General features: G+C 64.6%; 21 protein-coding genes and 1 other RNA gene. 11 read left to right on the plus strand and 11 right to left on the minus strand.

What is annotated here, in order from left to right; all coding sequences use genetic code 11:
* Nucleotides 1-64 precede the first annotated feature (64 nt).
* The 3 genes from BR00_RS09205 to BR00_RS09215 all read left to right on the plus strand — a co-directional run bounded on the left by BR00_RS09205 (nt 65) and on the right by BR00_RS09215 (nt 4654).
* On the plus strand, nt 65-1333 hold the full coding sequence (locus tag BR00_RS09205; protein ID WP_496477298.1) for a hypothetical protein: 1269 nt from the start codon (nt 65-67) through the stop codon (nt 1331-1333).
* Nucleotides 1334-1405: 72 nt separating this feature from the next.
* Complete coding sequence (locus BR00_RS09210; protein ID WP_496477299.1) at nt 1406-3979, plus strand: TolB family protein; 2574 nt, start codon at nt 1406-1408, stop codon at nt 3977-3979.
* 66 nt (nt 3980-4045) lie between these two features.
* Complete coding sequence (locus BR00_RS09215; RefSeq protein ID WP_496477300.1) at nt 4046-4654, plus strand: DUF7489 domain-containing protein; 609 nt, start codon at nt 4046-4048, stop codon at nt 4652-4654.
* A gap of 61 nt (nt 4655-4715) precedes the next feature.
* Here the strand turns inward: BR00_RS09215 and BR00_RS09220 are convergent, their stop codons facing one another.
* The 5 genes from BR00_RS09220 to BR00_RS09240 form a co-directional block, all read right to left on the minus strand.
* On the minus strand, nt 4716-8432 hold the full coding sequence (locus tag BR00_RS09220) for a hypothetical protein (RefSeq protein WP_496477301.1): 3717 nt from the start codon (nt 8430-8432) through the stop codon (nt 4716-4718).
* Nucleotides 8433-8665: 233 nt separating this feature from the next.
* Nucleotides 8666-10573 (minus strand): molecular chaperone DnaK, encoded by a 1908-nt coding sequence (dnaK, locus tag BR00_RS09225; RefSeq protein ID WP_496477302.1) that lies wholly within the window; start codon nt 10571-10573, stop codon nt 8666-8668.
* Between the two features lie 105 nt (nt 10574-10678).
* Nucleotides 10679-11209 (minus strand): DUF4340 domain-containing protein, encoded by a 531-nt coding sequence (locus tag BR00_RS09230; RefSeq protein WP_496477303.1) that lies wholly within the window; start codon nt 11207-11209, stop codon nt 10679-10681.
* 9 nt (nt 11210-11218) lie between these two features.
* Nucleotides 11219-13537, minus strand: coding sequence for a Gldg family protein (locus tag BR00_RS09235; protein ID WP_496477304.1), 2319 nt, complete (start codon nt 13535-13537; stop codon nt 11219-11221).
* Nucleotides 13530-14480 (minus strand): ABC transporter ATP-binding protein, encoded by a 951-nt coding sequence (locus BR00_RS09240; protein WP_496477305.1) that lies wholly within the window; start codon nt 14478-14480, stop codon nt 13530-13532. The genes BR00_RS09235 and BR00_RS09240 overlap by 8 nt, the downstream gene beginning before the upstream one ends.
* A 140-nt stretch (nt 14481-14620) precedes the next feature.
* Here BR00_RS09240 and BR00_RS09245 point away from each other — a divergent pair, with 140 nt between their 5' ends.
* The 7 genes from BR00_RS09245 (at nt 14621) to lipB (ending at nt 19774) form a co-directional block, all read left to right on the plus strand.
* On the plus strand, nt 14621-14935 hold the full coding sequence (locus BR00_RS09245) for an IscA/HesB family protein (RefSeq protein WP_496477306.1): 315 nt from the start codon (nt 14621-14623) through the stop codon (nt 14933-14935).
* 142 nt (nt 14936-15077) lie between these two features.
* Nucleotides 15078-15605 carry a DUF134 domain-containing protein gene (locus BR00_RS09250; protein ID WP_496477307.1) on the plus strand — a complete coding sequence of 176 codons (528 nt, stop codon included), beginning with the start codon at nt 15078-15080 and terminating at the stop codon, nt 15603-15605.
* A gap of 48 nt (nt 15606-15653) precedes the next feature.
* A complete protein-coding gene (locus BR00_RS09255) occupies nt 15654-16343 on the plus strand; it encodes a NifB/NifX family molybdenum-iron cluster-binding protein (RefSeq protein WP_496477308.1) in 690 nt (229 codons plus the stop codon).
* Complete coding sequence (locus BR00_RS09260; RefSeq protein WP_496477309.1) at nt 16340-17173, plus strand: 4Fe-4S binding protein; 834 nt, start codon at nt 16340-16342, stop codon at nt 17171-17173. Before BR00_RS09255 ends, BR00_RS09260 begins: the two co-directional genes overlap by 4 nt.
* Before the next feature lie 12 nt (nt 17174-17185).
* Nucleotides 17186-18073, plus strand: a complete 888-nt coding sequence (locus BR00_RS09265) for an ATP-binding protein (protein ID WP_496477310.1) — start codon at nt 17186-17188, stop codon at nt 18071-18073.
* On the plus strand, nt 18070-18474 hold the full coding sequence (locus BR00_RS09270) for a NifB/NifX family molybdenum-iron cluster-binding protein (protein ID WP_496477311.1): 405 nt from the start codon (nt 18070-18072) through the stop codon (nt 18472-18474). Before BR00_RS09265 ends, BR00_RS09270 begins: the two co-directional genes overlap by 4 nt.
* A 661-nt stretch (nt 18475-19135) precedes the next feature.
* Nucleotides 19136-19774 carry a lipoyl(octanoyl) transferase LipB gene (gene lipB / locus BR00_RS09275; RefSeq protein WP_496477312.1) on the plus strand — a complete coding sequence of 213 codons (639 nt, stop codon included), beginning with the start codon at nt 19136-19138 and terminating at the stop codon, nt 19772-19774.
* A 38-nt stretch (nt 19775-19812) separates the two neighbouring features.
* Here lipB and cysS read toward each other — a convergent pair whose 3' ends face one another.
* The 6 genes from cysS to BR00_RS09305 form a co-directional block, all read right to left on the minus strand.
* The gene (cysS, locus tag BR00_RS09280) at nt 19813-21273 is read right to left on the minus strand and encodes a cysteine--tRNA ligase (RefSeq protein ID WP_496477313.1); all 1461 of its coding nucleotides are present in this window, start codon (nt 21271-21273) and stop codon (nt 19813-19815) included.
* Nucleotides 21252-22715 carry a glutamate--tRNA ligase gene (gltX, locus tag BR00_RS09285; RefSeq protein ID WP_496477314.1) on the minus strand — a complete coding sequence of 488 codons (1464 nt, stop codon included), beginning with the start codon at nt 22713-22715 and terminating at the stop codon, nt 21252-21254. Before gltX ends, cysS begins: the two co-directional genes overlap by 22 nt.
* Entirely contained in the window at nt 22709-23890 is a 1182-nt protein-coding gene (gene ispD, locus BR00_RS09290; RefSeq protein WP_496477315.1) for a 2-C-methyl-D-erythritol 4-phosphate cytidylyltransferase, read from the minus strand. The genes gltX and ispD overlap by 7 nt, the downstream gene beginning before the upstream one ends.
* 16 nt (nt 23891-23906) lie before the next feature.
* An RNA gene (rnpB, locus tag BR00_RS09295) (RNase P RNA component class A) lies at nt 23907-24259 on the minus strand.
* An 8-nt stretch (nt 24260-24267) separates the two neighbouring features.
* Complete coding sequence (locus BR00_RS09300; protein WP_496477316.1) at nt 24268-25014, minus strand: zinc ribbon domain-containing protein; 747 nt, start codon at nt 25012-25014, stop codon at nt 24268-24270.
* Nucleotides 25015-25027: 13 nt separating this feature from the next.
* A complete protein-coding gene (locus BR00_RS09305) occupies nt 25028-25987 on the minus strand; it encodes a Nif3-like dinuclear metal center hexameric protein (protein ID WP_496477317.1) in 960 nt (319 codons plus the stop codon).
* Nucleotides 25988-26136: 149 nt separating this feature from the next.
* On the opposite strand from BR00_RS09305, the gene BR00_RS09310 reads away from it, so the two are divergent.
* Nucleotides 26137-26446: helix-turn-helix domain-containing protein (locus BR00_RS09310; RefSeq protein WP_496477318.1), on the plus strand; the 310-nt coding region annotated here is incomplete at its 3' end.

The following is a 26446-nucleotide window of genomic DNA, read 5'->3' on the forward strand; positions in this document are numbered from 1 at the left end:
CCGGGCCTCCTCGGCCCGAACAGAAGGGATTGGACCGCCGCCGGTGGTATCCGAAGGGGACTCAATGATGTTTGTCGTTCGTCACGTGGTTGTTGCCGTCGCCGCCGTGGGCCTGCTTTTGGCCTGGTGGTTCCCGGCTCCGGTGCTGATTCGTCTGGAATCCGTGGACTGGCAAGAGCGGTTGGAAGCGCTGGCGCGTCGAGGATCGGAGTATCCCGGGGCCTCGCTTAGAAGAAAGCCCCGCTCTCTGGCGGAGTTCGTGGCGGCGGAAACCGCCGGCCGTGTCACGGGCGCGAAGGATCCGGCCTGGATCGGGGTCTTCCGGGACGTGGAGGCAAGAGGCGTGGACTACAGGGAACCGGGCGCCGCCCCCCTTTCATCCCTGCCGGGACGGTACGGCTACGTGGCGCTCCAGGAAGGAGAAGGATCCCGTTACCTGGAGTACCGCAGGATCGGCGTGGAGGACTTTCGCTTCTACTCCATCCCGGCTCACCTCAAGTATCCCCTGCGAAAATATTGGCCGCAATTCCTTGCGGCGGCCGCTTTCGTGCTCGCTGCCCTTGCCGTGCCGCGTGGTTCACCCGGCATCGTGGAGACGAGCTCGGCAGCCCAAGGGTTTCGCTGGTCCGCGTTTTTGGCCGCGGGCTTTGCGGGCATGACGGCCTGGCCTTTTGTGTACGGCACCGGGGGAAGCGGCGCCGCCTACGCCTCCATCCTCGTGGGGGGAGTCTTTTTCTTCGGGGCCCTGGCGGGCATGGGGCTTTTCGGACGTCAGATCCTTCTGCTCCGGGAGATGGTGGCCGGGCGCCATCTGGCCCACTTCACCTACGAGCCCGAAGAATGGCTCCGGTACGTTCGATGGAATTTCGGACAGGAGACCGAACGGAAGAAGGCGTTGTGGATTCTGATCTTCGCGGTCTCCCTGGTGGTCGGCCTGGGATTCGTGATCGTCCTGCGGGACGCGGCTTCGGTTGGCGTTTTTGTTGTCCTCATGGGGCTGATGGCCGTCTTGTGGCTTTTGGCCGTGGGGCTCCCCCGACTCACGCGCCGCCGCGATCTTCACCGGCCCGGCCAGGTGTATGTGGGCCGCCGGGGCGTGTACCTGAACGGCACGGTGCATTCCTGGGGGATGCTCGGCAGCCGTCTGGAATCGGTCAAGATGGAGGACACCCCCCTGCCGCATATCCTTCTGGTCTATTCGGTCCTGATGATATCCGGCAGGATCCTGTATTTCTTTCGGCACCAAGTTCCCGTCCGCATCCCCGTGCCCAGGGGGCAGGACGGAGCTGCCGTGGTTCGGGCGCTTCGCAAGGAAGCCCATGAGGCGACATGATTGTCCTTTGGAGGGGTGTTTTCGTGGGGCGCTGTCGTCTCCGATGCATGCTCCTGGAAACTGGAGGTTCCGATGCGTTTTTTCTTAATCATTTTGACGATGCCGTTCTTTTTGTTCGCGCCGCCGGCGGCTTGGTGCGCCGCGGATTCCTCGGATGCCGTGAAGGTGGAAATCGCCACGGGTCCCGACGGGCTTTTGCAGATGGAACAGCAGGGAAAGGTCACGGTGCGCGCGCTGCGGGGCTGGGGCCGCTTGCCGGACAAATATGTCAAGCTGGCCCTGCGCATGCGCCAGGATGCCGGGATCGACCTGTTGGAGGCGGATCTCGCGCGGATCCGCCAATGGGCGGCGGATCCCGCCTTGGCGCCTTTTCGGGAGGAGCTGGATGAGCTGACTGCTTTTCTGGAAGGCGGCGGGCATCTCGCGTGGGCCCCGGTTGATCCCGCAGCCGTCGTGCCCGCAGGGGCTCTTTTGCGAAGCGGCGGCAAACGCTGGGTCCAGGCGGCGGACGGTCGCCCGGAAGTGCCGAATGCGGCTGGACAACCGCAGTCGAGTGGGGTTGATCCCGCCCAGGCTGCCCTCGAACCGTCCACCTTGGCGCCCCCTCTCCCCACCGATGCCGGTCCTGAGGACGGCCTGGAATTTCCCATCAACGATCAGGTCCCCGGCACCTTCCGTGTCAAGTTGAGGATCGAGGGGCTGCGACAGGCCACAGCGGCGGACGAGCCTTGGTTTGCGCGCGTGGCGCCGGACCTTCTTCCCGAGAATCCATCGATAGCCGCAAGGGAGCGCGGGTTTTTCGAAAATCGAGCCTCTTTCCTCCCCGACCCGGGACGTCTCGCCCAGGAAGGGGCATCCTACCATCGCTTCCTGGGCGTGGCCACCCTGGGGACGCCTGTGGTCATCCGAGTGGAGGCCCCGGAAAACCCCGCCATCCCCTTGAGCGACCAGGAAGTTCGCGACAAGGTGGCCTACCGTGTGGTGGGCAAGAGCGTTCTCTTCTTCCCCGTGGACCAGGCATCGGGTGCCTCCGATATCGGTTTCGAGGAGAGCCATGAAGGGACGGCGCGCTGGACCCCGAGCGCCGATGCCGGTTCCGGCCGCCCCGTAGGGCCGCGCGCCGTGGGCGTCTACATGGCCTACCAGGTGAAGAAATATGTGGGCAACCATGAACTGGGCGTCCTCAAGTATGACTACCGACGCATCGGTTGGGTGCTGGTGGCCATGCCGGGGGATGTCTACGAACACGACGGTCGGCTGTACGCCGTGGGGCAGCGGGACCCCCTGTCCACGTCCGCCTCGTCGGCGCTTCCCCCGCCCATGGAAAACCCTGATTTCGAGCTCCCCCCGTACGCCCTGAAAAAGCAGGCCGTACGGTTTTCTGAAGATCTGCGCCAGGTGGCGTGGGTGGAAGGGGAAGAGGATGGAAAGAAGCGCGTCGTTATCAACGGCGTAGCCGGTTCCTGGTATGACGATATCATGCCCTACGGCATGGGTTTTTCCCCCGGAGGGGATCGCTTCTGTTTTCAGGCGGAAATGGGCGACAAGGAGGTGCTGGTCTGCAATGGAGCCCAGGTGCTGGCGTTCGACGAGATCGAGTTCCTGACCGCCAGTCCTGACGGGGAGCACCTCCTGGTGGGGGGGCGCACGGCAGGGACCAACGTCGTCTATCTGGACGGCAAAGAGGTCCGCCGGACGGCCAACCGCCTTGCCATGAGCGCCGCTGCGGTGGCCCACGATGGAAAGGCCGCGTGGGTGGAAAGGGGGAAAATTCCCGAGACGGGTGCCGAGTTTGCCATGGTCGTCCGCGAAGACGGCTCCGAGGGACGGAAGTATCGAAGCATCGTCGAGAAGCCGCTTTTCACGAAAAACCGCGCCGAACTCTGGTATATCGCCGAGAAAGAGGGCGGAAACCGCTTCTTGGTACGGAGCGGCGAGGAGCTCAGGCCCACCATGGGATCCGGATACAAGTTCACGGTAACCTCCGACGGTGCCCACTACGCCTTCGTGGCTCCGGTGAGCGCAAACGTTGAATCCATGGTGATCGACGGCCAAATCGGCCCCGAATTCCACCAAATCTGGAACCCCGCCGTCTTCAGCCCCGACGGATCGCGCCACATCTACTCGGCCTATCGGGACAAGCAGGCCTTTCTGGTGGTGGATGGGCGGATCGTGTCCCAGGGATTCGGCCCGCTCAAGAGTATCGGCGCAGAGGCCTTGAGCCCCGACGGCGGTCGCTGGGCCGCCGGCTTCCGGTTGAACGACGAGGACTACGCGGTGGTCGTGGACGGCAAGGAGGTGGGCCGGGGGAAGGGATCCCCCCGCCAAATTGTCTTCAGTCCCGACGGCGCACGGGTGGCCTGGCTGGAGAAGGGCAAGAAGCGTTGGCGTGCGTACTTGGACGGCCAGGCCGGTCCGGAGTTTCGGGAAATCTACGACAAAGAGCCGCCGCAGTTCAGTCCCGATGGAAAGCACCTGGTCTATTTCGCCAGGGACAACGACAAGAAGATGCACATCGTGGTTTTCGGCGGTGAGGACCGGGCGCACGATATCGTTCCGCCCCGTGCCGTCTTCCGCCAGTCCGCAGTGGAATACTGGGGCATCGACGGCAACCGGCTCCGAAAACAGGTGCTCCCCCTGCCCTGATCCCGCCCTGCCTGCTCCCGGTGACGGGGCGGGAAGGAGACGGTCGAAACTCTTCAGGAGACTTCCATGACGCAAAGTACGGCACGCCGACATCCGAACGCAGCATCTGCGCCCCTCACCCCGCAACAGACGGAAGAATGGCTGCGTACGTACCGTCGTCATTCGCGCATCTACGCATGGGGTTTCTTCGCCGTCATCCTGCCGGTGATCCTGGGCGTCATCTGGTGGGAGATGGGGGAAATCAACGAAGATGTGCTCTATTCCTTCGGCTTCGCGGCCGTGGTGACCTTTTTCCTGGCGCTCCGGGCTCGGAAAGGAGCGGAGAAGAGCTGGAGCGGGGTGGTGGAAGACCTTTTCATGAAAACGGTGCGGAGGCGCCGGGATGGGGGCCTGCCCGACGAGGTGGTCCTCCGGCCTCGGGCTCGCATTCGCACCGATAGGGGCAAAACGATCACCCTGCCTGTGACCGAGGACCTCTTCGACTACTTCGAGTTGGGAGATCGGGTTTTCAAGATCGCCGGCCTGGAATGGCCGGAGAAGGTCTCCTTGGATCGACAGAAGCGGATTTGCATGGCCTGCGGCGGGCTCTACACTCTGGGCGCAGGGAAATGCCCGCGCTGCGGGGCCCCGGAGCCGGACCACGCCACACTGGTGCGCCTGGCCGCCGCCTCGTGAGGAGGGGAAACGGCCGATCCTCCTGTGGAATCGGCCGGTTTCCTTTTGTGTGTCAGGATCTTCAGCGGAGGTTTGCGAACTTGAGCGCCCCTTCCAAGAGGTAGGTCATGTCCTCCACCACATCCGGAATGCTCTTTCCGCCGGTGAGCTCCCGGATGCGTCGGTCGGCGGTGATGGGGTCGATGGTGTTTTCGCCGAAGTCCGCAAGAACCTTTCTCACCTGGTTCCAATGTCGGCGGGCTTTGTCGAGATCGGAAAGGCCCTTGCTCGAAGTGGGCCTCACCCTGTCCAGGATAGGATCGAGCTTGGTTTTCATGTCCTTGGCCGCGCCGCGGGCGATCTCCTGCAGCTTTTCCATGCGGCTCAGAGCGGGATCGGCCTGCATGTGCCACGATTTGTAGCGGGTGACGTCGGCGGCCTGCTGCCCCCAGATCCTGGAGACTTTGGACTTGTCCTTTTCCAGCCACTGCAGATCCTTGTAGCTTTCGGCGTGGCCGCTGGTGGTCACGGTTTCCCATGCCTGCTGTGCGCTCCGGCCGGTGGAGGCCTCATAGGCCTCTTCCCAGGCCTTCTGGGCGTCTTGCTGCCATTGGTGGACCTTGGCGGGCTTGCCGTCGCGGGTGAGCGATTGCACCATCTGCTCGTCGAGTCCGATATCGAAGTCCATGCCCACGGAACCGGCGCTGGCGGAGTTGCGCATTTCCTTGAGGGGCTGCTGATTCCAGCCCCTGGCCCGCATATTTTCATGGAACCGCGCCTCCACGTCGGCATGAACGGCTCGCAGGTGGGCGTTGTAGGCCCGCTGGGAAAGGGGATCTCCTTTGTATTTCAGGAAGTTTTTGGCGTGAGGGTTGCCGTTGATGGCCGCGACCTTTTCCCGCACCTCGGCCTGGAGCCGCAGGATCTCCTCCGCAGAGGCCCCGGAAGAGCCGGCCTGGGAGAGGCGTTTTTGCGCCTGCCGGAAATCCTCCACCAGATTCTCGCCCTCCTTTCGGGCCCTCTGGAATTGTTCGAGAGCCCGCTGATCCGCAGATTTGGGCAGCTTCGTCGTCGGTGCTTCCGGAACGCCTCCGCTCTTGGTGGTCTTCACGTCCGGTCCGTCCACGGTGTGCAGGGGCTTTTTCCCGGTGGGGACATCCGGTCCGTCCGGGCCGGTTTTCGGCTTTCCGAGGACCTTGCCCATGCCGTATTCCAGGCCCTTGGAAAGGGCAAAGGAAACGGCACCCCGCTTGAGCGCCTCCTCCAGACCTCCTTCCTGGTAGCCGCGCATGGCCTCGGCCGCGGCCCCTGCCGTGGGGCCGAACATCGCGGCGGTGCGCAGGACCGCCTCCGTAGGACCTCCCTCAATGTACCCGGTGGCGGCCTGGTAGGCGGCATCCACATATTGGCCGCCGAAAAGGGAGGCAACCATCATGCCGGTGTCCGCAGCGCTCTTGATGTTCTGGGAGGCTTCCAGGCCCAGGTTGGCGTAGGCGGCCTGTTCGTCGCTCTGGGCCTGGATGGCCATGAAATGCCCCTCCACCTTCTTGCCGAGGGCGTCGGCGATGCGTTTCACGGCCGTCTGATCCATGTTCAGGCGCACGTCCGGTGTCAGCTGGCGTTCCACGAAGGCGCGGGCCTCCCGTCCCTCCTCCCCCGGCAGCATGGCGGCCAGTTTGAACAGGGCATCGCTGGATCGTTGAAAATTCTCCATGCGCTGCTGGCTCTTGCGGATATTGGCGACGAATCCCGCGTGGGCATAGTCGTCGAAGGGGGAGCGGGAATGGACGAGTTCCCCGGTCTCGATGGAGGCCACCAGGTCCTTCTCGCTTTGCAGGTCGGCCATGGCCCCGACGATGCGAAATTCCAGCTGCGCCCTGCGTTCGGGATCGGTCTCCTTGGCCAGCTCTGCCCGGTCCCGGTCCAGGTTGCGCTGGATGATGATCATGTTTTGCTTGTGGAACTCGATGGTCTCGAGCTTGGCCTGGCGTTGTGCCTCCTCCGCCTGACTGGCCTCCTTGGATCGGGCGTCTTCTTCCGCTGACGGCGCAACCGGCGCAGACGATTGGGCGAGTGTCGTCGCTTTGTTTTTCGGGAGCTGTGGGCCGAGCGCCTTGGCGAACAAGGCGGAGAGCGTTTTCCGGTCCTGGGCCAGCGTGGTCTTTTCCGAGAAAGGACGCTCCTTGAGCCACTGGCGGGCGACCTGAATGAAAATCGGCGTCCACTGGTTGTGGCGGCGGATGTCGTTGAGCTCTGACAGGGAAGCTTTTTCCGCCAGGCTCAGTCCCACTTCCGCTCCCATGCGGGCTGCGACCTGCTTGTGCGTATCCTCTATGGTTTCGGTGGGAGCGAGCTTGGTGCCTTCCAGCTCCGCTCGCTCGGCGTCCAACTTGCGCCGCATCTTTTCATAGGCCGCCTCCACCGTGTCCAGGGCCACGGGCGGCGGGTACTCCACGCGGTCTTCTCCCTCCTCGAGCTTCTCGGCATTGATGCGGAAGACGCTGGTTTCGTCCCCATCCTTGACTTCGTAGGTATGGTTCAACCTGGTTTCTTCAAAATATGGCGCCAGAGCGGGTATATATGGCGAATCGCCGGGGTTCATGCCGAAGATCCCGATGAAGGGGTCTTCCTTATCCTCATTGTCGTTGGCGTCCAGATAAAGCGCACGATAGGTGGGGTGTTGCGGATCTCCCACGGCGTACACCACGAAGAGGAGTGGAATCCCCTTGATGCCTTCGATCCATCCGTCTGTGTCCCCCTCCCCGGCACCAAACCAGACGCCCTCCAGCGGGGCCTTTTGGGCGAAGAGACTGGCGATGGTCTCCACCGCAGACTTGTGGCGCGCCCGCACCTCCTCCTTGGCGAGGGCTGGATCCGGCGGCTGCCCCAGGGCCTCCATAGCCTGAGCGAGCTGCCGTGCGCGGGCCTCCAGCGAGACGAGATAGTCCTTGAGCATGTTGGCCTGGGCCAAGGCGGACGCCGCCCCTTCCTCGCTGTCGTAGGCCGCGGCGAATTGCGCTTCCGTCCATGCCTCGTCGAAGGCGGCGGAGGTGGAAGCGATGGCGCCTCGAATATTCAGAAATTCCGTCAGGATGGGCGTGGCTGTCCGGAAGTATTCGAGGATCTCTTGCGAAGGGAAGTCATAGTAGGATGCCCACCGCTTTTCGAATTGCGCAGCCTGGGCTTCGCTCATCTCCCCCATGAGGATGCGGGTGGCTTCCTTGGCCGTGGTGACCATGCCGGCGTACTGCGTGCTGCCCAGTTCCACCATGGGAAGCGCCGGAGGCAGGGGCATGGGCGGCAGGGGCTGCAGCACGGGGAGGCCGGAGTCGGCACGGTCTGCCGGTGCCTGCGTGGATGGAGCCGAAGCAAGCGGATTCTCGGCACCGGAAGCCCCGTAGCGGACCTCGTTCATGGCATCGGCGACCTGGCTGAGGGCCTGGACTTCGGCCGGGCTGAGGGCCGCCTTGTGTTCCTGAAGGATGGTGGACAGCTGCTCGGGGGTCGCCCCCAGCACGTCGATGCCTTTGGCGCGAAGACCGGCCAAGGGGGCCATGGCGGTCGCTGGAAGGCGACCGTAGCCGATCAGGGCGCGGACCGTTAGGGCGTTCTTTTGCGCAAGGCCGCGCAAAGCCTCGCGGGCCTTGGCGTCCGCGGCGCCCTGTTGGCGACCATCGGAGCTTATGGGGGGTGGTTCTGCGGGCTGGGAGCTGGCTGGGCCTGGAAAGAATGCTCCGGCGAGGAAAGCAATCGTCACGAGAGCAATAAAATGCGGCGAGATAGCGAGACGTGCGTGCATAGCGCCCCTCCGAGAGTATAGCTTTCGTGCATCACAAAAATGTACCTTGTGTCGAGAAGAAATTGCACCTGACGGGATGGATCCTTCAAAAGGCATAACCGTCGGACGCCTTCAACAAGAGAGCAAAAAGAAGCATCTCCAAATGTGCTCACGGCCGCCTTTTGAGGTGCTCCAGGACGCAAAAAAGCCGGAGCGGCGAGCGCCCCGGCTTTTTTGGCGGAGGGAGGAGACCGTTATTTGACTTCGGTATAGTCGGCGTCCACCACGTCATCGTCGTCTTTCTTGCCTGCATCGGCCCCGCTGCCTTGGCTGGCGCCGGCATCTTCCGTGGGGCCGCCGGCCTTTTGGGCGTAGAGCTGTTCCGCCAGCTTGTGGGAGGCTCGGGCCAGCTCGTCGGCGGCGCGGGTAATGGCCTCGGCATCATCGCCCTGCATGACTTTTTTGAGGGCTTCGACCTTGGACTCGATATCGCCCCGCAAGGTGGCATCGACTTTGTCGCCCAGGTCCCGCAGGCTCTTTTCCGTGGTGTAGATGAGGGTGTCGGCGTTGTTGCGGGCCTCGATGAGCTTCTGCTTGCGCTTGTCGTCTTCGGCGTGGGCCTCGGCCTCTTTGATGAGCCGGTTGATCTGCTCTTCCGAGAGTCCTGAAGAGGCGGTGATGCGGATGGACTGCTCCTTGCCCGTGCCCATGTCCTTGGCGGACACGTTGACGATGCCGTTGGCGTCGATGTCGAAGGTGACCTCGATCTGCGGCACGCCACGCGGCGCCGGCGGGATGCCCGTGAGCTCGAAGCGGCCCAGGGTCATGTTGTCCGCCGCCATGGGGCGCTCGCCCTGGAGCACGTGGATGGACACCGAGGGCTGGTTGTCCGCCGCGGTGGTGAACACCTGGCTCTTGCGGGTGGGGATGGTGGTGTTGCGCTCGATGAGCTTGGTGAACACCCCGCCCAAGGTCTCGATGCCGAGTGACAGCGGCGTGACGTCGAGCAACAGCACGTCCTTGACGTCACCCGCCAGGATGCCGCCCTGGATGGCCGCGCCCATGGCCACCACCTCATCGGGGTTGACGCTCTTGTTGGGCTCCTTGCCGAAGAAGTCGGCCACGGTCTTTTGCACCAAGGGCATACGCGTCATGCCGCCCACGAGGATGACCTCGTCGATGTCGCTGGCCTTGAGCCCGGCGTCGGCCAAGGCCTTCTTGCACGGCTCGATGGTGCGCTTGACCAGGTGCTCGCACAAGGACTCCAGCTTGGCGCGGGAGAGCTTCATCATGAGGTGCTTGGGCCCGGACTGGTCCGCGGTGATGAACGGCAGGTTGATGTCCGTCTCCAGGGAGGAGGAGAGCTCTTTCTTGGCCTTTTCCGCAGCCTCTTTGAGGCGCTGCAGGGCCATCTTGTCCTGGGAGAGGTCGATGCCGTTTTCCCGTTTGAACTCGTTGACCAGATAGGTGATGATTTCGTGGTCAAAGTCCTCGCCGCCCAGGAAGGTGTCGCCGTTGGTGGCGCGCACTTCCACGACGTTGTCGCCCACTTCCAGGATGGAGATGTCGAAGGTGCCGCCGCCCAGGTCGAAGACCGCGATCTTTTCGTTCTTCTTCTTGTCCGCCCCGTAGGCCAAGGAGGCCGCGGTGGGCTCGTTGATGATGCGCTTGACCTCGAGGCCGGCGATACGGCCCGCGTCTTTGGTGGCCTGGCGCTGGGAGTCGTTGAAGTAGGCCGGCACGGTGATGACCGCCTCGGTGACCTTCTCGCCCAGGTAGGCCTCGGCATCGGCCTTGAGCTTCTGGAGGATCATGGCCGAGATCTCCGGCGGGCTGTATTTCTTGTCTCCGATCTGCACGTAGGCGTCGCCGTTGGCGCCTTCCACGATTTTGTACGGGCTCTTGGCCACCCAGGCTTTGAGCTGCGAATCGTCAAGCTTACGGCCCATGAGCCGTTTTACGGCAAAAATGGTCTTTTCCGGGTTGGTGACCGCCTGGCGCTTGGCGATTTCGCCCACGAGGCGTTCTTTGTCCGTGAAAGCGACGATGGACGGCGTGGTCCGCCCTCCCTCAGGATTGGTGATGCACTTGGCGTCTTTGCCTTCCATGACATAGACGCAGCTATTGGTGGTTCCCAGATCGATGCCGATGATCTTCCCCATATGATATTCTCCTCAACAGTGGATTTCGTGGTGCACACAAATTTCCCTTGGAAATAAACCCGCTTTGGCGTTTGTAAAGGCCGGGAGTGAAGTTTTTTGCGGGGATCACGGGGAAGATCCAGGCACTTGTGCCCAAAAATGCGGGTCTGTGGCCCGTTCTTCGCCCCCGAGGGCACCAAAGAGTTGGCCGCTTACTGCCCAGACTTGGGTCTCCTCGGGGCGGGCCACAAAGACTACGCGAAAATCCATGCGCCCCACACGCAGGGTGTGCCTGATGCCATCGGCGGTGGTGATGGTCAGGCGCAGGGCGTCGTCGGTGAGGCCGAAGTCCTTGGGATCGCCGATTCTGGCTTCGCCGCGCAGACTCTTTACGGCCTGGAGCAGGGTGCCCACCGTGGCGTTGCTGGCGGTTTGGTTGGTCTCGACAATATACCACCGCTCAGGCTGTCGTTCCAAAGTCAGGGTCGCGTTTTTCTGGGCAAGGGTGATGCGCTGGGCGGTTTCCACGAGATCAGCCGGGGCGAAGACGGCCAAGGTGTCGGGAGTCACCACATGGGACGGGGGACGTTTGTCCCAGAGGGTAATCCCCAAGAGGACGGCGGCCACGGCAGTAAGGATGGCGAGGGTACGGGACATGGTTCCTCCTTAGGCGTGGGGGTGGCGTTCTTGGGCGCGACGGCGCAGGGCCGTGAGGATGCTTATGCCGAGCACCATGAGCGGCACTGCCGCGTGGAGTACGATCTTCCATGCCAGGGCCGCCTGGGGAGAGAGCGGTGGAAGCACCCGCGAGGGGAGTTCCTTGGGCCGGATGCGCAGGAGATCTTCCCCAAAGACCATGCCGTCGAGGGCGGCAAAGAGGAGCTCGGCGTTGGTGGAGACCAGGCCGTCGGCAAACATGCTGGAGCACCCGGTGATCAGCAGTTCTCCCGGTGCAGGCGTCCATGGTTCCACCGCGTGGGCGGTGGCGCCAGCGTCTGCTGGCGGCGGGCCTTGGGGAGCGGGGAACTCGCCGGCAAGACGCACCAAGACGGGGTAGCTGCGGCGGCCGGCATCCGGCGGGGTGATGGATTGGGGGGTGAGGGTCGCTTCCTGCGGGATGGTCCACGCCTGGGGCGAGGTCCAGGCCAGCGGGGTGCGGGTGATCTGGGTGGCGTTGGTGTCGGTGAGCTCCAGGGCGCTGCCCCAAAGGTAGACGAGGTTGTCCACCCGTAGGAGCATGGGGTCTGGGGCCATGTGCTGGCGGGTGACGAGGATGTGGGTGGGGAGTTTGAGGGTCATGCCGCCGCCGGTGAGCTGGTCCCATGGGTTGGTGGCCACCCGCACGGCGATGGATTGTTCGTCCATGAGGATATCCGGGACAAGGCGCACCCCGTACGGGGCAAGCCAGGCTTCGATGTTGGAGTTAAGCGGAATACGCACGGCGGAAAGCCGCCCCAGGGCCTGGGAGTAGTCCCAGGTCTCCTGCTGTACGGCAAGGAAGATCCGGGCCCCCTGGGCCAGGGCGCGAGCCAGTTGGTAGCGCGCTTTGTCCGAGAGCTGGGGCTGCACGAGCACGATGGCGTCCGCCTGGGGCAAGGGCTCTTCGAGGGATACGGGGCGGACCGTATAGCCTTCGCGCTCGAGCATGCGGGACATCTCGGTGAATTGTCCCGGCCCGCTGGCCACGGCTACGGTGGGCGGCGTGGCGCGGGCAAGACGCAGGGCCGTGGAGGCGATGAGGTATTCCAGCTCTCCCAAGGTGTTGGGCACGACGGCGGGCAGGATTTCTTCAGGCTTGTCGCGGTAGGCGATGCCGATGCTCGTGTAGACGAGTTCACTCACCGTGCCGGTCTGGCGCACTGCGGCCACGGAGATGGGCTGCACCCCTTTGGCGAGCATCTGGCGTTCCAGATCGCTTGCCTGGGCGCTGTCGGCCACCACGTTGGCGGCCTGGAGATAGACCCGCCGCAGCACCATTTTCTCCGGCGCCTGGGCGCTCATGGCTTCCAAGCGGTCCATGACGTCGCGCTCCAAGCTTTTGAGTTCCGTGGGCATTTGGGCCGCTGGGGTGACGTAGTAGGTGACCTGGATGGGGGCCGGAAGGTTTTGGAGGATGCGGGCCGTGGCCGGCGAGAGGCTGTGGATTTTGCTTTGGGTGAGGTCGAGGCGCGGCAGCCGTGCTTGGGAAAGGAGATGGGTGCTCAGGGCGCCGATGGTGATGCACAGGGCCGCCGCAGCGGCAAAGCGGAGGCGAAAGCCTTGCTGGCCGCGGTGCTCCAGCGCCAGGCCGTTGAGGAAGAGAAAAATGGTGGTCCACAGGAGGAAGAAGACGACGCTTGGGACCTCTACGAGGCCGCGGACAAACGGGGCAAAGTAGCTGGCTGCCCCGAAGAGGCGGCGCAGCAGCGTCCCCAGCCCCGGGTGCCAGCCATCCAGGGCCATGGCGGCAAAGTCGGAGCCGAGAAGGTAGAGCCCGAAGGCGCCGCCCAGGGCGAGCACAAAGGCCGAAGTCTGATCTGCGGCAAATCCGGAGGCGAGCTGTCCCAAGGCGACGAACATGGCGCAAAGGAGCACGGCGCCCAGGTAAGAGGCCGCGATCTGACCCCAATCCGGCGCGCCGAGGACTCCAAACATGAGCGGGATGACGCCGGTGGACGCCAGGGCCACGAGCACGAAGGCCATGGCGGCGAGAAATTTTGCGAGCACCAGGCTCGCCGGCCGCACGGGGAGCACGAGCAGGAGCTCCAGCGTGCCTTGGCTGCGCTCTCCGGCCCACAGATGCATGGTGACTGCAGGGAGAACGGCGCAGAGGACAAAAGGAAGCACCGTGAAGAAGGGGCGCATGTCCGCAGTGGGCAGGAGGAAGAACTCCGGGGCAAAAAGCCCGACGGCAAGGAGGTAGAAGGCCACGAGGACGATGGCCCCCATGGGGGTCGCCGTGAAGCGAAAGAGTTCGCGGCGCAGGATAGCCAAAAGATCACGCATGGTCGGCCTCCTCGGAATTTTGGGCGGTGAGGCGGAAAAATAGGGTCTCCAAGTCGGGGAGCGCGGTGGTGAGTTGGGTCACGGTGAGGCCGTGTTCGCGGAAGGCCCGCCCCAGGGCGTGGCTGGCGGCCGTGGGGCTGTCCGTGGCGGCGCGCACGTGGGTATGAGCGGCGGCTTCCTGGACCTCGACGTCGGAGAGCCCCGGCACTTGGGCCAGGGCATCGCGCACGGCAGCGGCCGGGGCTTCGAGGCAGGCGTGCACCACCGCCGGGACGCCAGCCTGGATCGCGAGTTCTTCCCGGGTGCCTACGGCGCGGATGCGGCCGCCGGCGATGATGCCGATGCGGCGCCCAAGGGCCGCCGCTTCTTGGAGGATGTGGGTGGAGAAGAGCACCGCCTTGTGGGCGGCGAGCTCGGTGATCAGCGCGCGGACATGGCGGATCTGCACTGGATCGAGGCCCGTGGTGGGTTCGTCGAGGATGAGGACGTCGGGGTCGTGGATCAGCGCTTGGGCGAGCCCGACGCGTTGCTGGTAGCCCTTGGAGAGCTCGCCGGTGCGCTGGCGGCGCCGGGGGGCGAGTTCGGTGCGCTCCATGGTCCAGGCGAGTCGCTGCGCGAGGGTCGTGCCGCGAAGTCCTCGGGCTTCCGCCGTGAAACGCAGGAAGTCTTCCACCGTCATGAGCGGGTCGATGGGCGGATGTTCGGGGAGGTAGCCGGTGCGTCGGCGGGCAAGGATGGGCGCTTTCACGGTGTCGAAACCGCAGATGCGCGCCCAGCCGGATTTGGGCTTGAGGGCCGTGGCCAAGATGCGCAGGAACGTGGTCTTGCCCGCGCCGTTGGGTCCGAGCAGTGCGACGATTTCGCCTGGGCTGACGGCGAGAGAGGCGTCGGTGAGCGCCATGGTCGCTCCGTGCGCCATGGAAAGGTGGTGGGCTTCAATCATGCCGGAAACCTCCGAACGCAGTATTTCCGAACCGGCCCCTTTAGGCATGGCCGCGGAAAAAGTCTAGACCGCGGCCGTTGACTTTCCAGGGGGAGTTTTTAATTCAAGGGTATTGTCAATCAAAATTATCGGAGGATTCTATGTTTTCGCTTTCTTCCGCCGCCCAGCGGCAACTGGACCAGCACTTTGAAGGAAAGGACAAAGAGCCCATTCGGGTGTATCTTGCCGCGGGGTGTGGCGGGCCGCGTCTGGGCCTGGCCTTGGACGAACCGAAAGCCGGGGACGCGACTTTCGAGCAGGGCGGGTACTCCTTTGTGATGGAACAGGGACTGTTTGACGCGGCCAAACCCGTGGAGATCGACTTCAATGAGCAGTGGGGGTTTGTGGTGAAGTCGAGCATGCAGTTTCCTGAAGGCGGGGGGTGCTCTTCCTGCGGCGGGGGCTGCGGTCACTAAAAGCGCGTTCGCGATTGCGCGCCGCCCTGGACAAGCCGGAGACGTTTCTCCGGCTTGTCGCGTTTTGGGGGAACGGCGTCGGGGGGCTTGACGGGGATGTTTTTGCGCTCTATGTGAAACATGTTTCAAAAAAGGAGGTGGTATGGGTCGTCGGCGTCGGTGCAGGAGGACTGGGCTTGTGCCTGCGGTACGGCTGTTTGCCCCGTGCGGAGTCCCCGTGGGGGAGTTGCGTGGGGTGGTGGTGGCGGCCGACGAGCTCGAGGCCATGCGTTTGGTCGATGGCTTGGGCCTCACTCAGGAGGAGGCCGCGGGGCGTCTGGGCGTATCCAAGGCCACGGTGTGCCGTATGGTGGGTTCAGCCCGCTCTCAGGTGGCGCGGGCGCTGACCAGCGGTATGGCCATCCGCATTGGAGATGCCGACGAAGTCCCGGCCGCGGAAATGGCAGCGCCTCTGCGGTTGGGGAGAAAAAACGGGTGCTGCCGGAGGAGAAGCGTATGTTTGGGAATGGACGCTCTGGGCAAGGACGTGGAGGACGGTGTGGTCGAGGTGGCCGTGGCGGACAGGGACGCGGGATCTGCCGCCGGGATGGATCCTGCGGCGGAAGCGGGCGAGGAAGTGGCCGTGGCGGCCGCCAAGGAGCCTGGGAGCCGCAGGCCGCTGGGGGATTGACGAATCCTCCCGCCGAAAGATAATGCTCTTTTGAGCGAAATAAAGACGATGCCGCGACCGAAGAAATGCCGGCGCGTGGAAGGGGTTCCGCGCGCCCGTTCGTTCAAGCCCCAAGGCATCCCTATGCGGGATTTGGAGGAGATCTACCTGTCGCTGGATGGGTTTGAGGCCTTGCGTCTGGTGGATGTGGAGGGGGCGGATTTGGAGTCCGCTGCCCGGCGCATGGGAGTTTCCCGCCATACGGTGGGCCGGGTGCTGGCCGAAGCGCGGCGCACCGTGGCCCGGGCCGTGGTGGAGGGCCTGGCGCTCACAGTGTGGGAAGACGGCGCCGCGGTGACGCGGGTGGTGGCAGAACAGGAAAACCCCGGGGAGGAGCCGATGAAGATCGCCATAAGCAGTCAGGGCCCAGGTTGGGAGAGTCGGGTGGACGCCCGTTTTGGCCGGGCCGCGGGCTTTGTGGTGGTGGATCTGGCCACCATGGCCGTGGAGTATCTGGACAACGGGGCCTCTCAGGTGGCCGCCCATGGGGCGGGCATCCAGGCTGCGGACCGTGTGGCCCGCATGGGGGTGGGCGCGGTGCTCACCGGGGTGGTAGGGCCCAAGGCCTTTGCCGCCCTGCAGCAGGCAGGGATCCAGATTTTCGAAGGTGTGCAGGGCGGCACCGTGGCCGAGGCCGTGGAGCGGTTTCGCGCCGGGGCGCTTACGCCCGCGACGGCGCCTTCTGGAGGTGGACGGTGATCCTCGCCGTGGCCAGCGGCAAGGGCGGTACGGGAAAGACTTCCGTCGTCGCCGCCTTGGCTGCGGTGTGGCCTGCGGGCGCGGTGCTGGCGGATGTGGACGTCGAGGCCCCGAACCTCCACTTGTTCGTGCATCCTGTGCAGGAGTCGTCGGAGGAGGTCGGAGTGGAGACCCCGGTGGTACGGACGGAGCGCTGTACCGCCTGTGGGGCGTGCGCCGACTTGTGCCAATTTGGGGCCATCGCCCTGCTTGGGGGGCGGGCGCAGGTGTTCTCGGAGATGTGCCATAGCTGCGGTGGGTGTTTTCGCGTGTGTCCCGCAGACGCCTTGGCGCGGGGCAGCCGTGTGGTGGGGGAAATCACCACCGGCCGGGCGGGAAGGCACACCGTGGTCACCGGCCGCTTGCGTTTGGGCGAGGCCATGGCCCCGCCGCTGATGCGCGAGGTCCTGGCGCGGGCCATCGCCTTGGCCGCAGGCCGGGATCTGCTCGTGGATGCCCCTCCGGGAGTGAGTTGCCCGGCCATGACCGCGGTGGAACAGGCGGATGCGATCCTTCTGGTCACCGAACCCACGCCTTTTGGACTGCATGATTTCCAGCTGGCGCACCAGGCCTTCGCGCCCTTGGGCAAGCCGATGGCTGTGGTGATCAATCGCGATGGACTGGGGGATGCGCCGGTGGGGGCGTATTGCCGTACGCATCATCTGCCGGTGCTTGCCCGCATCCCATATTCTTCAGAGTTGGCAGGCATTTATGCCCGGGGTGGCTCTTTGGCCGAAGACCCTGTGGTGCGCGCCGCCATGGAAGCGGCCGCAGGGGCGCTGCGCGCCTAAGGGGGGATGGGAATGCGGGAGGTTGTCATTCTCAGTGGTAAGGGCGGCACCGGCAAAACCACGCTCACCGCGGCTTTGGCCCACTTGGCCGGGGGGAAGGCCGTGCTCGCGGATTTGGACGTGGACGCTGCCAATCTCCATCTCGTGCTCCATCCGCGCGTGCACGACCAAGAAGATTTTGTTTCCGGCCACGTGGCGCGCGTGGAGACTTCCCGGTGCAGTGCCTGTGGGCTCTGCGCGCAGGTGTGTCGGTTTGGGGCGGTGCGGATGGGAGAAGGCGGGACGGCCATCGTGGATCCGCGCCGGTGCGAAGGCTGCAAGACCTGCGTGGCCCTCTGTCCGGAAGGGGCCATGCGCTTCGATCCCCGCTTTTGCGGGGTATGGATGCGCAGCCACACCCGCTTTGGGCCCATGGTCCATGCCCGTCTGGAGCCTGGTGGCGAGAACTCCGGCCGGTTGGTGTCCGTGGTCAAGCAGCAGGCTCGACTGTGGGCGGCGCAGTTGGGGCGGGAACTCATCCTGGCCGACGGCGCTCCGGGCATCGGGTGTCCGGTCATTGCGTCGCTTTCTCAGGCGCATTGGGCGGTTTTGGTCACTGAGCCGAGTCCGTCCGGGCTCCATGATTTGAGGCGGGTGGCCGCGGTGTGCGCCCGGTTTCGGGTACCGATGGCGGTGGTGCTCAACAAGTGGGACTTGGCCCCGGATACGGCCGCTGCGGTGGAGGCCGTGTGCGCCGAACAGGGATGGACGTTTTTGGGGCGGCTGCCTCACGATACGGCGGTCCCCTGGGCCATGGCCCAGGGGATGGCGGTGACGGAGACCGATGGCCCATGGGCCCAGGCAGTGCGCGCCATGTGGCCGCTACTTTTGCAGAAGATGGATTCTCAAGGAGGTATATGATGGCACCACGAGTGCGGGTGGCTGTTCCCTCGGAGCAGCCTGGTGGCATGGAGGCCGGGGTGAGCGCCCATTTCGGGCATTGCGAGCTCTATACGCTGGTGGATGTGGAAGACGGTGCGGTGGTTGCGGTGGAGGCTCTCCCCAATATCCCCCACGAGGAAGGGGGGTGTTTGGCCCCGGTGCAGTATCTGGCTTCCCATGGGGTTTGCGCCTTGATTGCCGGTGGCATGGGTATGCGGCCGCTTTTGGGCTTCCAGCAAGCGGGGATCCAGGTGTTTTATGGGGCCGGCGCCCCCAGTGTCGGCGCTGCGGTGCAGGCCTTTCTGGCCGGGCGGCTTCCGCAATTTTCTCCGCACAACACCTGCGGCGGGGGTGGTGGCGGCTGCGGCGGCCATCACTAAAGACCGGATTCGGGGGGCCATGGCCCCCTATTTTTGTCTCAGCGCCTGGGCAGTGGTCGTTGTCCGCGTGCCCGCTGGTGTGCTGTGGTCGGGTGGGCGGGTTGGAGATTGGCTCTGGTCGCCCGTAGGCGGACCAGCGGGGAGGGCGGTGGTTGTTCCGCGTGGAGCGTGGCGTACTGCCCAACATCGCTTGCACGCGGACGGTCCGGGCGCACTCGCCCCGCCCCGGGGGATGCTGCTCTGAAAACGGGTTCGTCCTTTGGCTTTTTCCCGCCCAATCCCCGCCTGCCGGGAAAGCCCACTGCCCGGCGCAAGTGACCGTCGACGGAGAACGGAAGGCAAGATCGCCCGCTTGTTGCGATTGTGCCGGCCCGTCATCCTTGCTGCCTGTGCACCTGGGGGCGTTCCGACCCTTACACCTGTGCCCCCCGTGGCGCTTCTGCCTCCCCGATACGCCTGCGTCCACGGGAACGCATGCCAGCTCTTCGACGCCGACGGTTCCGTCAGCCGTCATCCCGACGCTTCAGAGGACACCATTTGTATTGCTGCATCCAGGGGGGCGATACTGTTGTCCGGTAACCGCCCCGGGATAGTGGGTTGACGCGGCCAGGAAGGCGCCGCACACCGCCCCGAAAGCCGGCGCGGCCGGCAGGGGAGGTTTATGGAAATTCTCGATTTGGGATTTCTCGATTTCGATACGGCCCATGCCCGCATGGTGGAGCGCGTGGAGGCACGCATCGCGGGCGCGGCGCAGGATGCGGTCTTCCTGGTGGAGCATCCGCATGTCATCACCTTGGGGCGGCGGGATGCCGCCTCCCTCATCAAGATTCCGGAGCAGGAATTGGCACGTCTTGGAGTGTCGGTGCGCCGTACGGAGCGAGGCGGTCTGGTGACCTATCATGGTCCCGGACAACTCGTCGCGTATCCGGTGGTGCACCTGCCGAGCCGCGGCATGGGCGTGCGCCAGCACGTGGGCATTCTGGAAGAAGCCACTGTGGCTGTGGCCGCAGCCATGGGTGTGGAGGCCCTCTGCCGGCCAGGCTATCCCGGGGTGTGGACCGTTGGGGGAGCCAAGCTCGCCTCGGTGGGGGTCGCGGTGCGCCGTGGGGTGACCTACCACGGTATCGCCTTCAACGTGGCGCCGGATTTGCGTTTTTTCGATCTCATCGATCCGTGCGGCCTTGGGGTGCGCATGACCTCGCTCACGCAAGAATGTGGACGCCCTGTGTCCTTGGAGGAGGTCAAGGCCGCCTGGGTCCGGCAATGGCTATGGCGCCTGCCTGGACCGCGCCCGGCGTGATGCCGAAAAAAGCGGGCGCCCGCTGGGGCGCCCGTGGTTTAGTCCACGTCCCAGGTCGGGCCGCTCGGCGTGTCCTGGACCGTCACTCCCATGGCGGCGAGCTTTTCGCGCAGGCTGTCTGCCTTGGCGAAGTCCTTGGCTTTGCGGGCTTCCTGGCGCTCGGCCACCAATCGGTCCACTGCCTCGGTATCGATGCCGCGGCGCTGGATGCGCACGGTGCGCACTTCACTCAAGAATTGCGCGGCCGGGCGCAGAAGGATGCCGAGCACATTCCCCCATCCCTCCAAGCGTTCCATGGCGTGGCGTAGAAAATCCCGGGCTCCGGTGGTGCGGCGCAGGGCCTTGTCTTCCAGGACGCGTGAGACCAGACGCAAAAAGGCAAAGGTGTGTCCCAGGGCAGCGGCGGTGTTGAGGTCGTCGTCCATGGCTTCGTCCCACTTGGTCTCGATGGCCGTGGCTTCCACCACGAGTTCCGCCGGCAGCGGGGCTTCGGTCCAGGACTTGGTGGCGCCGAGCGCGTCTTCCATGGCGGCCTTGGCGAGATACGCCCGGCGCAGGGCGGTTTCGGCTTCCTCCATGGCGGCAAGGGTGTAGTCCAAGGGGCTGCGGTAATGCTTGGTGAGGAGAAAGAGCCGCAGGGTCTCTGGGTGGTGTTGGGAGAGGATGTCCCGGATGGTGATGAAGTTGCCAAGCGACTTGGACATTTTTTCCGCGTCGATCTGCACGAAGCCGTTGTGCACCCAGAAGCGGGCCAGCGGCTTGCCGGTGGCGGCTTCGGTCTGCGCGGCTTCGTTTTCGTGGTGCGGGAAGACGAGGTCCTGGCCGCCGCCGTGGATGTCCAGGGGCAGCGGCAGGTAGCGTTCGCTCATGGCCGAGCACTCGATGTGCCATCCCGGCCGCCCGGCCCCCCAGGGGCTCTCCCAACTGGGCTCTCCGGGCTTGGCCCCTTTCCATAGGGCAAAGTCGAGGGGGTCTTCTTTGCCTTCTCCCGGCTCCACGCGGGCGCCGCTGCGCAGATCGTCGAGGTTGTGTCCCGAGAGCTGACCGTAGGGCGGAAAGGATCGCACCCGAAAATAGACGCTGCCGTCCGCTGTGGCGTAGGCGCGGCCCGTTTGGATGAGCTTTTGGCAGAGCGCGATCATGTCCGGGATATGTTCCGTGGCCTTGGGCTCCACATCGGCTTGGACAACGCCGAGGCGCTCCATGTCTTCGTGAAAGGCGGCGATGTAGGTTGCTGCAACGGTAGGCTCATCAACGCCCTCCCGCGCAGCCCTGGCGATGATTTTGTCGTCCACATCGGTGAAGTTGCGGACGAACGTGACTTTATAGCCGATGGATCGCAGATAGCGCACCAAAACGTCGAAAACCACCGCAGAGCGTGCATGGCCGATGTGGCAGTAGTCGTAGGCGGTGATGCCGCAGACGTACATGCTGACGTGGCCGTCGCGCAGGGGTTGGAAGGGCTCTTTCTTGCGGGTCAGGGTGTTGTAGAGCTGCATGGTGTCTCCTGAGATTCGGGATGGAGGAAAAGACGCAGGCGGGCCCGAAGAATTTCCACGGGAACGTGTTCGAACATGGCGGTGAGCTCGGGGCCGCGGTCGGTGCCGGTAAGGGCCAGGCGCACCGGATGGTACAGGGCGCGGCCTCGGACGGCGCACTCTTTGCCTACGGCCTGCAGAAGGGCCCCGGCCTCGGCGGAGGACAGTCGCGTGCCTTCGGAAAAGGCAGCAAGTTTGGCCAGGAGCGCTGCGAGTACCGCACGTCCTTCCCGGGCCGCGCCGATGGCTTCGGCGCTGTAGCACGGGAAAGGCTGGGTGAAGAGCTGGATGGTGTGCTCAAGTTCGTGGATGTGGCGCGAGGCGGGAAGGGCGGCGCGGACGAGGGCGGCCTGGTCTTCCGGGGAACGCCGGTGCCACGGGGCGTCCTGAGGAAGGATGGCGGCGAGCTTGCGACAGATCTCTTCCGGCGGCAGGGCGCGGAAGGTGCGGGCCGCCAGGTGCTCCAAGTCTTCGGGGAGAAACACGGCGTTGCCGCGGCCAAGACTCGTGGGGTCGAAGCGTGTTACGAGTTCGGCGAGGTTTATGACCGGCTCGGCGCTGTCCACGGCCCCGGAGATGGAGGCGAGATACTGGGCCAGTGCGCTGGCCGGAATCCCCGCCTGGGCGGCTTCCATCACGGTGGCGGCACCGCTGCGTTTGGAGAGCTTTTTGCCGTCTCGGTCCACCAGGAGGCCGTGGTGGGCGAAGCGGGGGATGGGCGCGCCCAGGGCCTGGTAGAGGAGGATTTGGCGGGCGGTATTGGTGAGGTGGTCTTCGCCGCGCACAACCAGGGTGATGCCCATGTCCATGTCATCCACTACCACGGCGAAGTTGTAGCTCGGCCAGCCGCTGGAGCGCAGCAGGACGAAGTCGCCGAAGGCCGAGGACGGGACTTCCATAGGACCCTTGATGGCGTCGTCGAAGGAGATGGCTTGCGGCTCCACCGCCAGACGCAGGGTATGGGGTTCGCCGGCCGCCACGCGGGCGAGGGCCTCGGCCTGGGGGATACGGCGGCAGCGGCCGTCGTAGCGCGGGGCTTCGCCAGCTTCGAGGGCGGCTGTCCGTTGGGCGGCCAGGCGCTCTTCGGAGCAAAAGCAGGGGTAGGCTCGGCCTTGATCGAGAAGCTGCATGGCCACCTCGCGGTAGCGGGCGATGCGGGTGCTTTGCCGCACCACCGGACCATCGGGCGTCAGTCCCAGCCATGCCAAGGCAAAAAGGATTTCGGCCTCGGCGGCGAAGGTAGAGCGCTCGGCATCGGTGTCTTCGATGCGCAGCAGAAACCGGCCGCCGCTTTTGCGGGCAAGGAGAAAATTGAGCAGCGCCGTGCGGGCGTTACCCAGGTGCAGGCTCCCCGTGGGGCTGGGGGCGAAGCGGACCACCCAGGGTGTGGCGGCGTCTAGCATGGCATACTCCCCGTGACCACGGCCACGGCCTTGATGCCTTCCTTGCGGCCGGTGAACCCGAGGCCTTCTTCCGTGGTGGCCTTGAGGTTCACCTGGTGAGGGGAAAGCTCCAGCAACCGGGCCACATTGGCGCGGATGGCCTCCCGGTGGGGGGCAAGGCGCGGAATCTGGGCGATGATCGTCAGGTCCACGTGATCGATGACCAAGTCCTGCTGGCGGCCGCGCTCCAGGATCTGGTCGAGGAGCACGCTGGAGGGGATGGCCTCCCAGCGTGGGTCGGTGTCGGGAAAGTGCTCACCGATATCGCCTGCCCCCAGGCAACCGAGGATGGCGTCGGCCAGGGCGTGGAGCAGCACGTCGCCGTCGGAATGGGCGCGCACGGCCGGCGCTCCAGGGATAGGCATGCCGCCCAAGACCATGGGGCGGTCTCCGCCGTAGGCGTGGACATCGTAGCCAAAGCCGATGGTGTGGCGCCGATTGGGGCGTGGGGGGGTGAGCATGGCCAGATCCTCGGGGTGGGTGATTTTGTGATTGTCCGCCTCTCCGGGCACCACCCGCACGCATTCACCCATGGCCTCCACGAGGCTCGCGTCATCCGTGACCTCCACCGCGTGGTCGTGGGCCCATTGGTGGGCGCGGCGCAGCACCGCGGCGGTAAAGAGCTGGGGGGTCTGCACCGCCATGAGGCGGCGGCGGTCCAGGGTGCGCACGACGCGGTCCCCCTGGCATTCCTTGATGGTGTCGGTGGGCGCAAGTCCGGGAATGACCCCGCCGCAATCGCCCGTCCAGGCGTCCAGCAGTCGGGTCGTCAGCTGGGCGGAGACAAAGGGTCGCGCGGCGTCGTGCACCAGCACGTGGGTGGCGGAGGCCGGTACCTGTGCAAGGCCGTGGGCCACGGAATCCTGCCGCCGCGCGCCTCCGGGTGCGGTGCGGACTTCGATGCCCAGTGGTTGTTCTGCGAGCAAGGTCTCCAATTGTGCGGCGTGGGAGGAAAAGTCTTCCCGCGGCAGGACCACCACCATGCCGCGCATCTCCGGCACCGCCGCGAGGGTTCGTGCCGAGGAGAGATACAAAGGCTCGCCGCCCACGGAGAGGAATTGCTTGGCCACACCGCCCGTGGCCGGTGCCAGACGGCTGCCTTGGCCCGCAGCCAAGAGGATGCACCAAAGTTGCATGGTCGATACACCAAAAAAACGGAGTCGGACGATAAGCCGGATTCTGTGCCCGCCAACGCGGGTGGCCGTCATTTCTCTGGGACGGCGGTTACCCGCCGCCTCAAGCAACCTACCCGAAGGCATGGGCCGGGCCAGCCGCCTTCCTATTTGGTCTTGCACCGGATGGGGGTTGCCGAGCATGCCGTGTCACCACGGCATCTGGTGGGCTCTTACCCCACCTTTTCACCCTTACCTGCGCGGGAGCGCAGGCGGTCTGTTTCTGTGGCCCTTCTCCCGGGGTCGCCCCCGCTGGACGTTATCCAGCATCCTGCCCTGTGGTGTCCGGACTTTCCTCCCCTGGAAGCCAGGAGCGACGGCCTGTCCGACTCCGTTACGGGTTATGCTTCCGGGCTCTCCTCGCGAGGCGAGAAGTGCTTGTCCCAATACATGATGCGCTGGCAATTGGGGCAGCTTAAGATTTGCTCTCCCTTTTGCAGATCGATGTAGTTCTGCGGCGGGATGGCGATGAAGCATCCCTGACAGATACCTTCGGTCACCGGGACGATGACCGGGCTCTCCAGCCGCTGCCGGATAAAATTGTACCGCTCCAAAATCGGCTGCGGAATGGCCTTGGTGGCCCGCTCTTTTTCCTGCAGGAGCTTGCCCATGCGTTCCCGCTTTTCTTGCAGTTTGGCATCGAGCTGTGCCTGCTGTTCTTTGATGCGGTCGCGGACATCTTCGACGTCCTTGGCGAGTGCGGCTTTGCGCTCCTCCAGTTCGTGGATGTCGGCGAGGACGGTGTCGAGCTCCTCTTTACGCTGGCGATTGGTCTTTTCCAGCGTGTCCATGTCCCGCATGATGGCGTGATACTCTTTGGTGTTTTCCACCTGCAGGAGTTTGTTTTTGTTTTTTTTGATCAGCTGGTCGTCGGCATCGATTTCTGCTTCCAGTTTATGCTTCTGCTCCAGGACGATATCCATCTTTTCCTGAATGATGCCTTCTTGTTCTTGCAGATACTGGAGGCGTTTCTCCAGCTCTTGGAGCTGATCCGGTGCAGCTTGCAATGCCTTTTCCAAAGCAAGGATTTCCGAATCCACACGCTGCAAGACGACGAGTTGTTCGATCTGTTCCATGTAGAGGCTCAAGGCGTCTCCTCCTTTACCCCATGCGGATGGGGTCGTGTCCGGGGATGCGATGCACATGGAGGCCCAGCGGCGCAAGCTCACGGGCGAGGTGTTCACTCCAGGTGCGCATCATGATTTCTTCCAGGGAAAAGTGTCCGGCGTCCACGGTGAGCCCGAGGGGCTCCAGGGCCTGGGCGTCGTGGTACTTGATATCGCCGGTAATGAAGACTTGCGCGCCGCGGCCAAACGCTGCCCGCCCTAAGCTCGCGCCCGATCCCGGGCAGATGGCCACGCGGGTGATGCGCTGCGGCGGTTGGCCCACCAGGCGGTTACAGGGGACGCCCCAGTGTTCCAGGCGTGTTCGGAGCGTCTCCCACGAGACGGGCTCCGGGAGATCTCCTACTTGTCCAATCCCTGCGGTGCGCACCGGCGCGCTGAGGGGCGCCTCCACCCATGGTCCAGAGGCAATGGCCCGAATCGCGTCGAGGTCTTCGGGCCATACGGCGAGCAGCAGCCCTGTCGGTCCGGGTGTCGCCATGACCGGTGTGATCCCTTGGGGGACGTCCTGGGGGCGGCCTTTCGGGAGGACGCAGAGGATGGGCGTTTGGCGGAAAGTTTCCTCGAGCACTTGGATCGGGGAAAGCCCCAGGGCCTGGGCGAGCCAACCTGCAGGGCCGCCCGGATTGGCGTCCAGGCTGGTGTGGGCGCTATACACCCAGAGGTCGGCGGCGAGGGCCGCTTGCAGGGTGTCGTGGTAGATGTCCAGCCGGTCCGGCAGGTGCGGGGTGAGCGCAACGGGGTGGTGTGCCAAGAGAAACTCACAGCCCAGCGCATGGGCCTGGTGGATTGCCTCCGGCGTGGGGTCCAAGGTTACGGCCACGGCAGAGACGGTCTCCCGCCGTGCGGCGACCTGAACGCCGCAGCGGTCCCACGTCGCCGCGTACGCGGGCGGGGCGTGGTGTTCGATGCGGCGGATGAGGTCGTGGACGTGCATGGGGCTCCTTCGGAAGGCAAAAAAGAGGGCGCAAGCCCTCTTTGTCGTTTTCTCGTGTAGTGGGCCACGGCAGGGATGTCAACGCCGCGGCGAGGTTCTCCGGACAATGATATTGTCACCCCTGTCTGGGACAATAGAAATGTCATCCCATGAAGACACGTGGTGACGTACTCATGAAGGCAGAGGAAGCGCGGCGAGCGTTTGTGATCAAGCAGGCAGTGGCCGGAGCGTTCACGGTTCGGGAGGCGGGAGAAGTCCTTGGTTTGAGCTACCGGCAGGTGATTCGACTGAAAAATCGGTATCGTAAGGAGGGAGCCGTGGGCCTTGTCCACAAAGGACGGGGCAAAGCGTCGAATCGGAGAATTGCCCAGGAAATCCGTAAGTTCGTTGCCGAGAAGGCGAAAAGTGACTTTGAAGGGGCGAGCTGTCAGCATATGGAAGAACTTTTCGCTTCCAGGT

This window comes from Thermodesulfomicrobium thermophilum DSM 16697, from assembly GCF_059568695.1.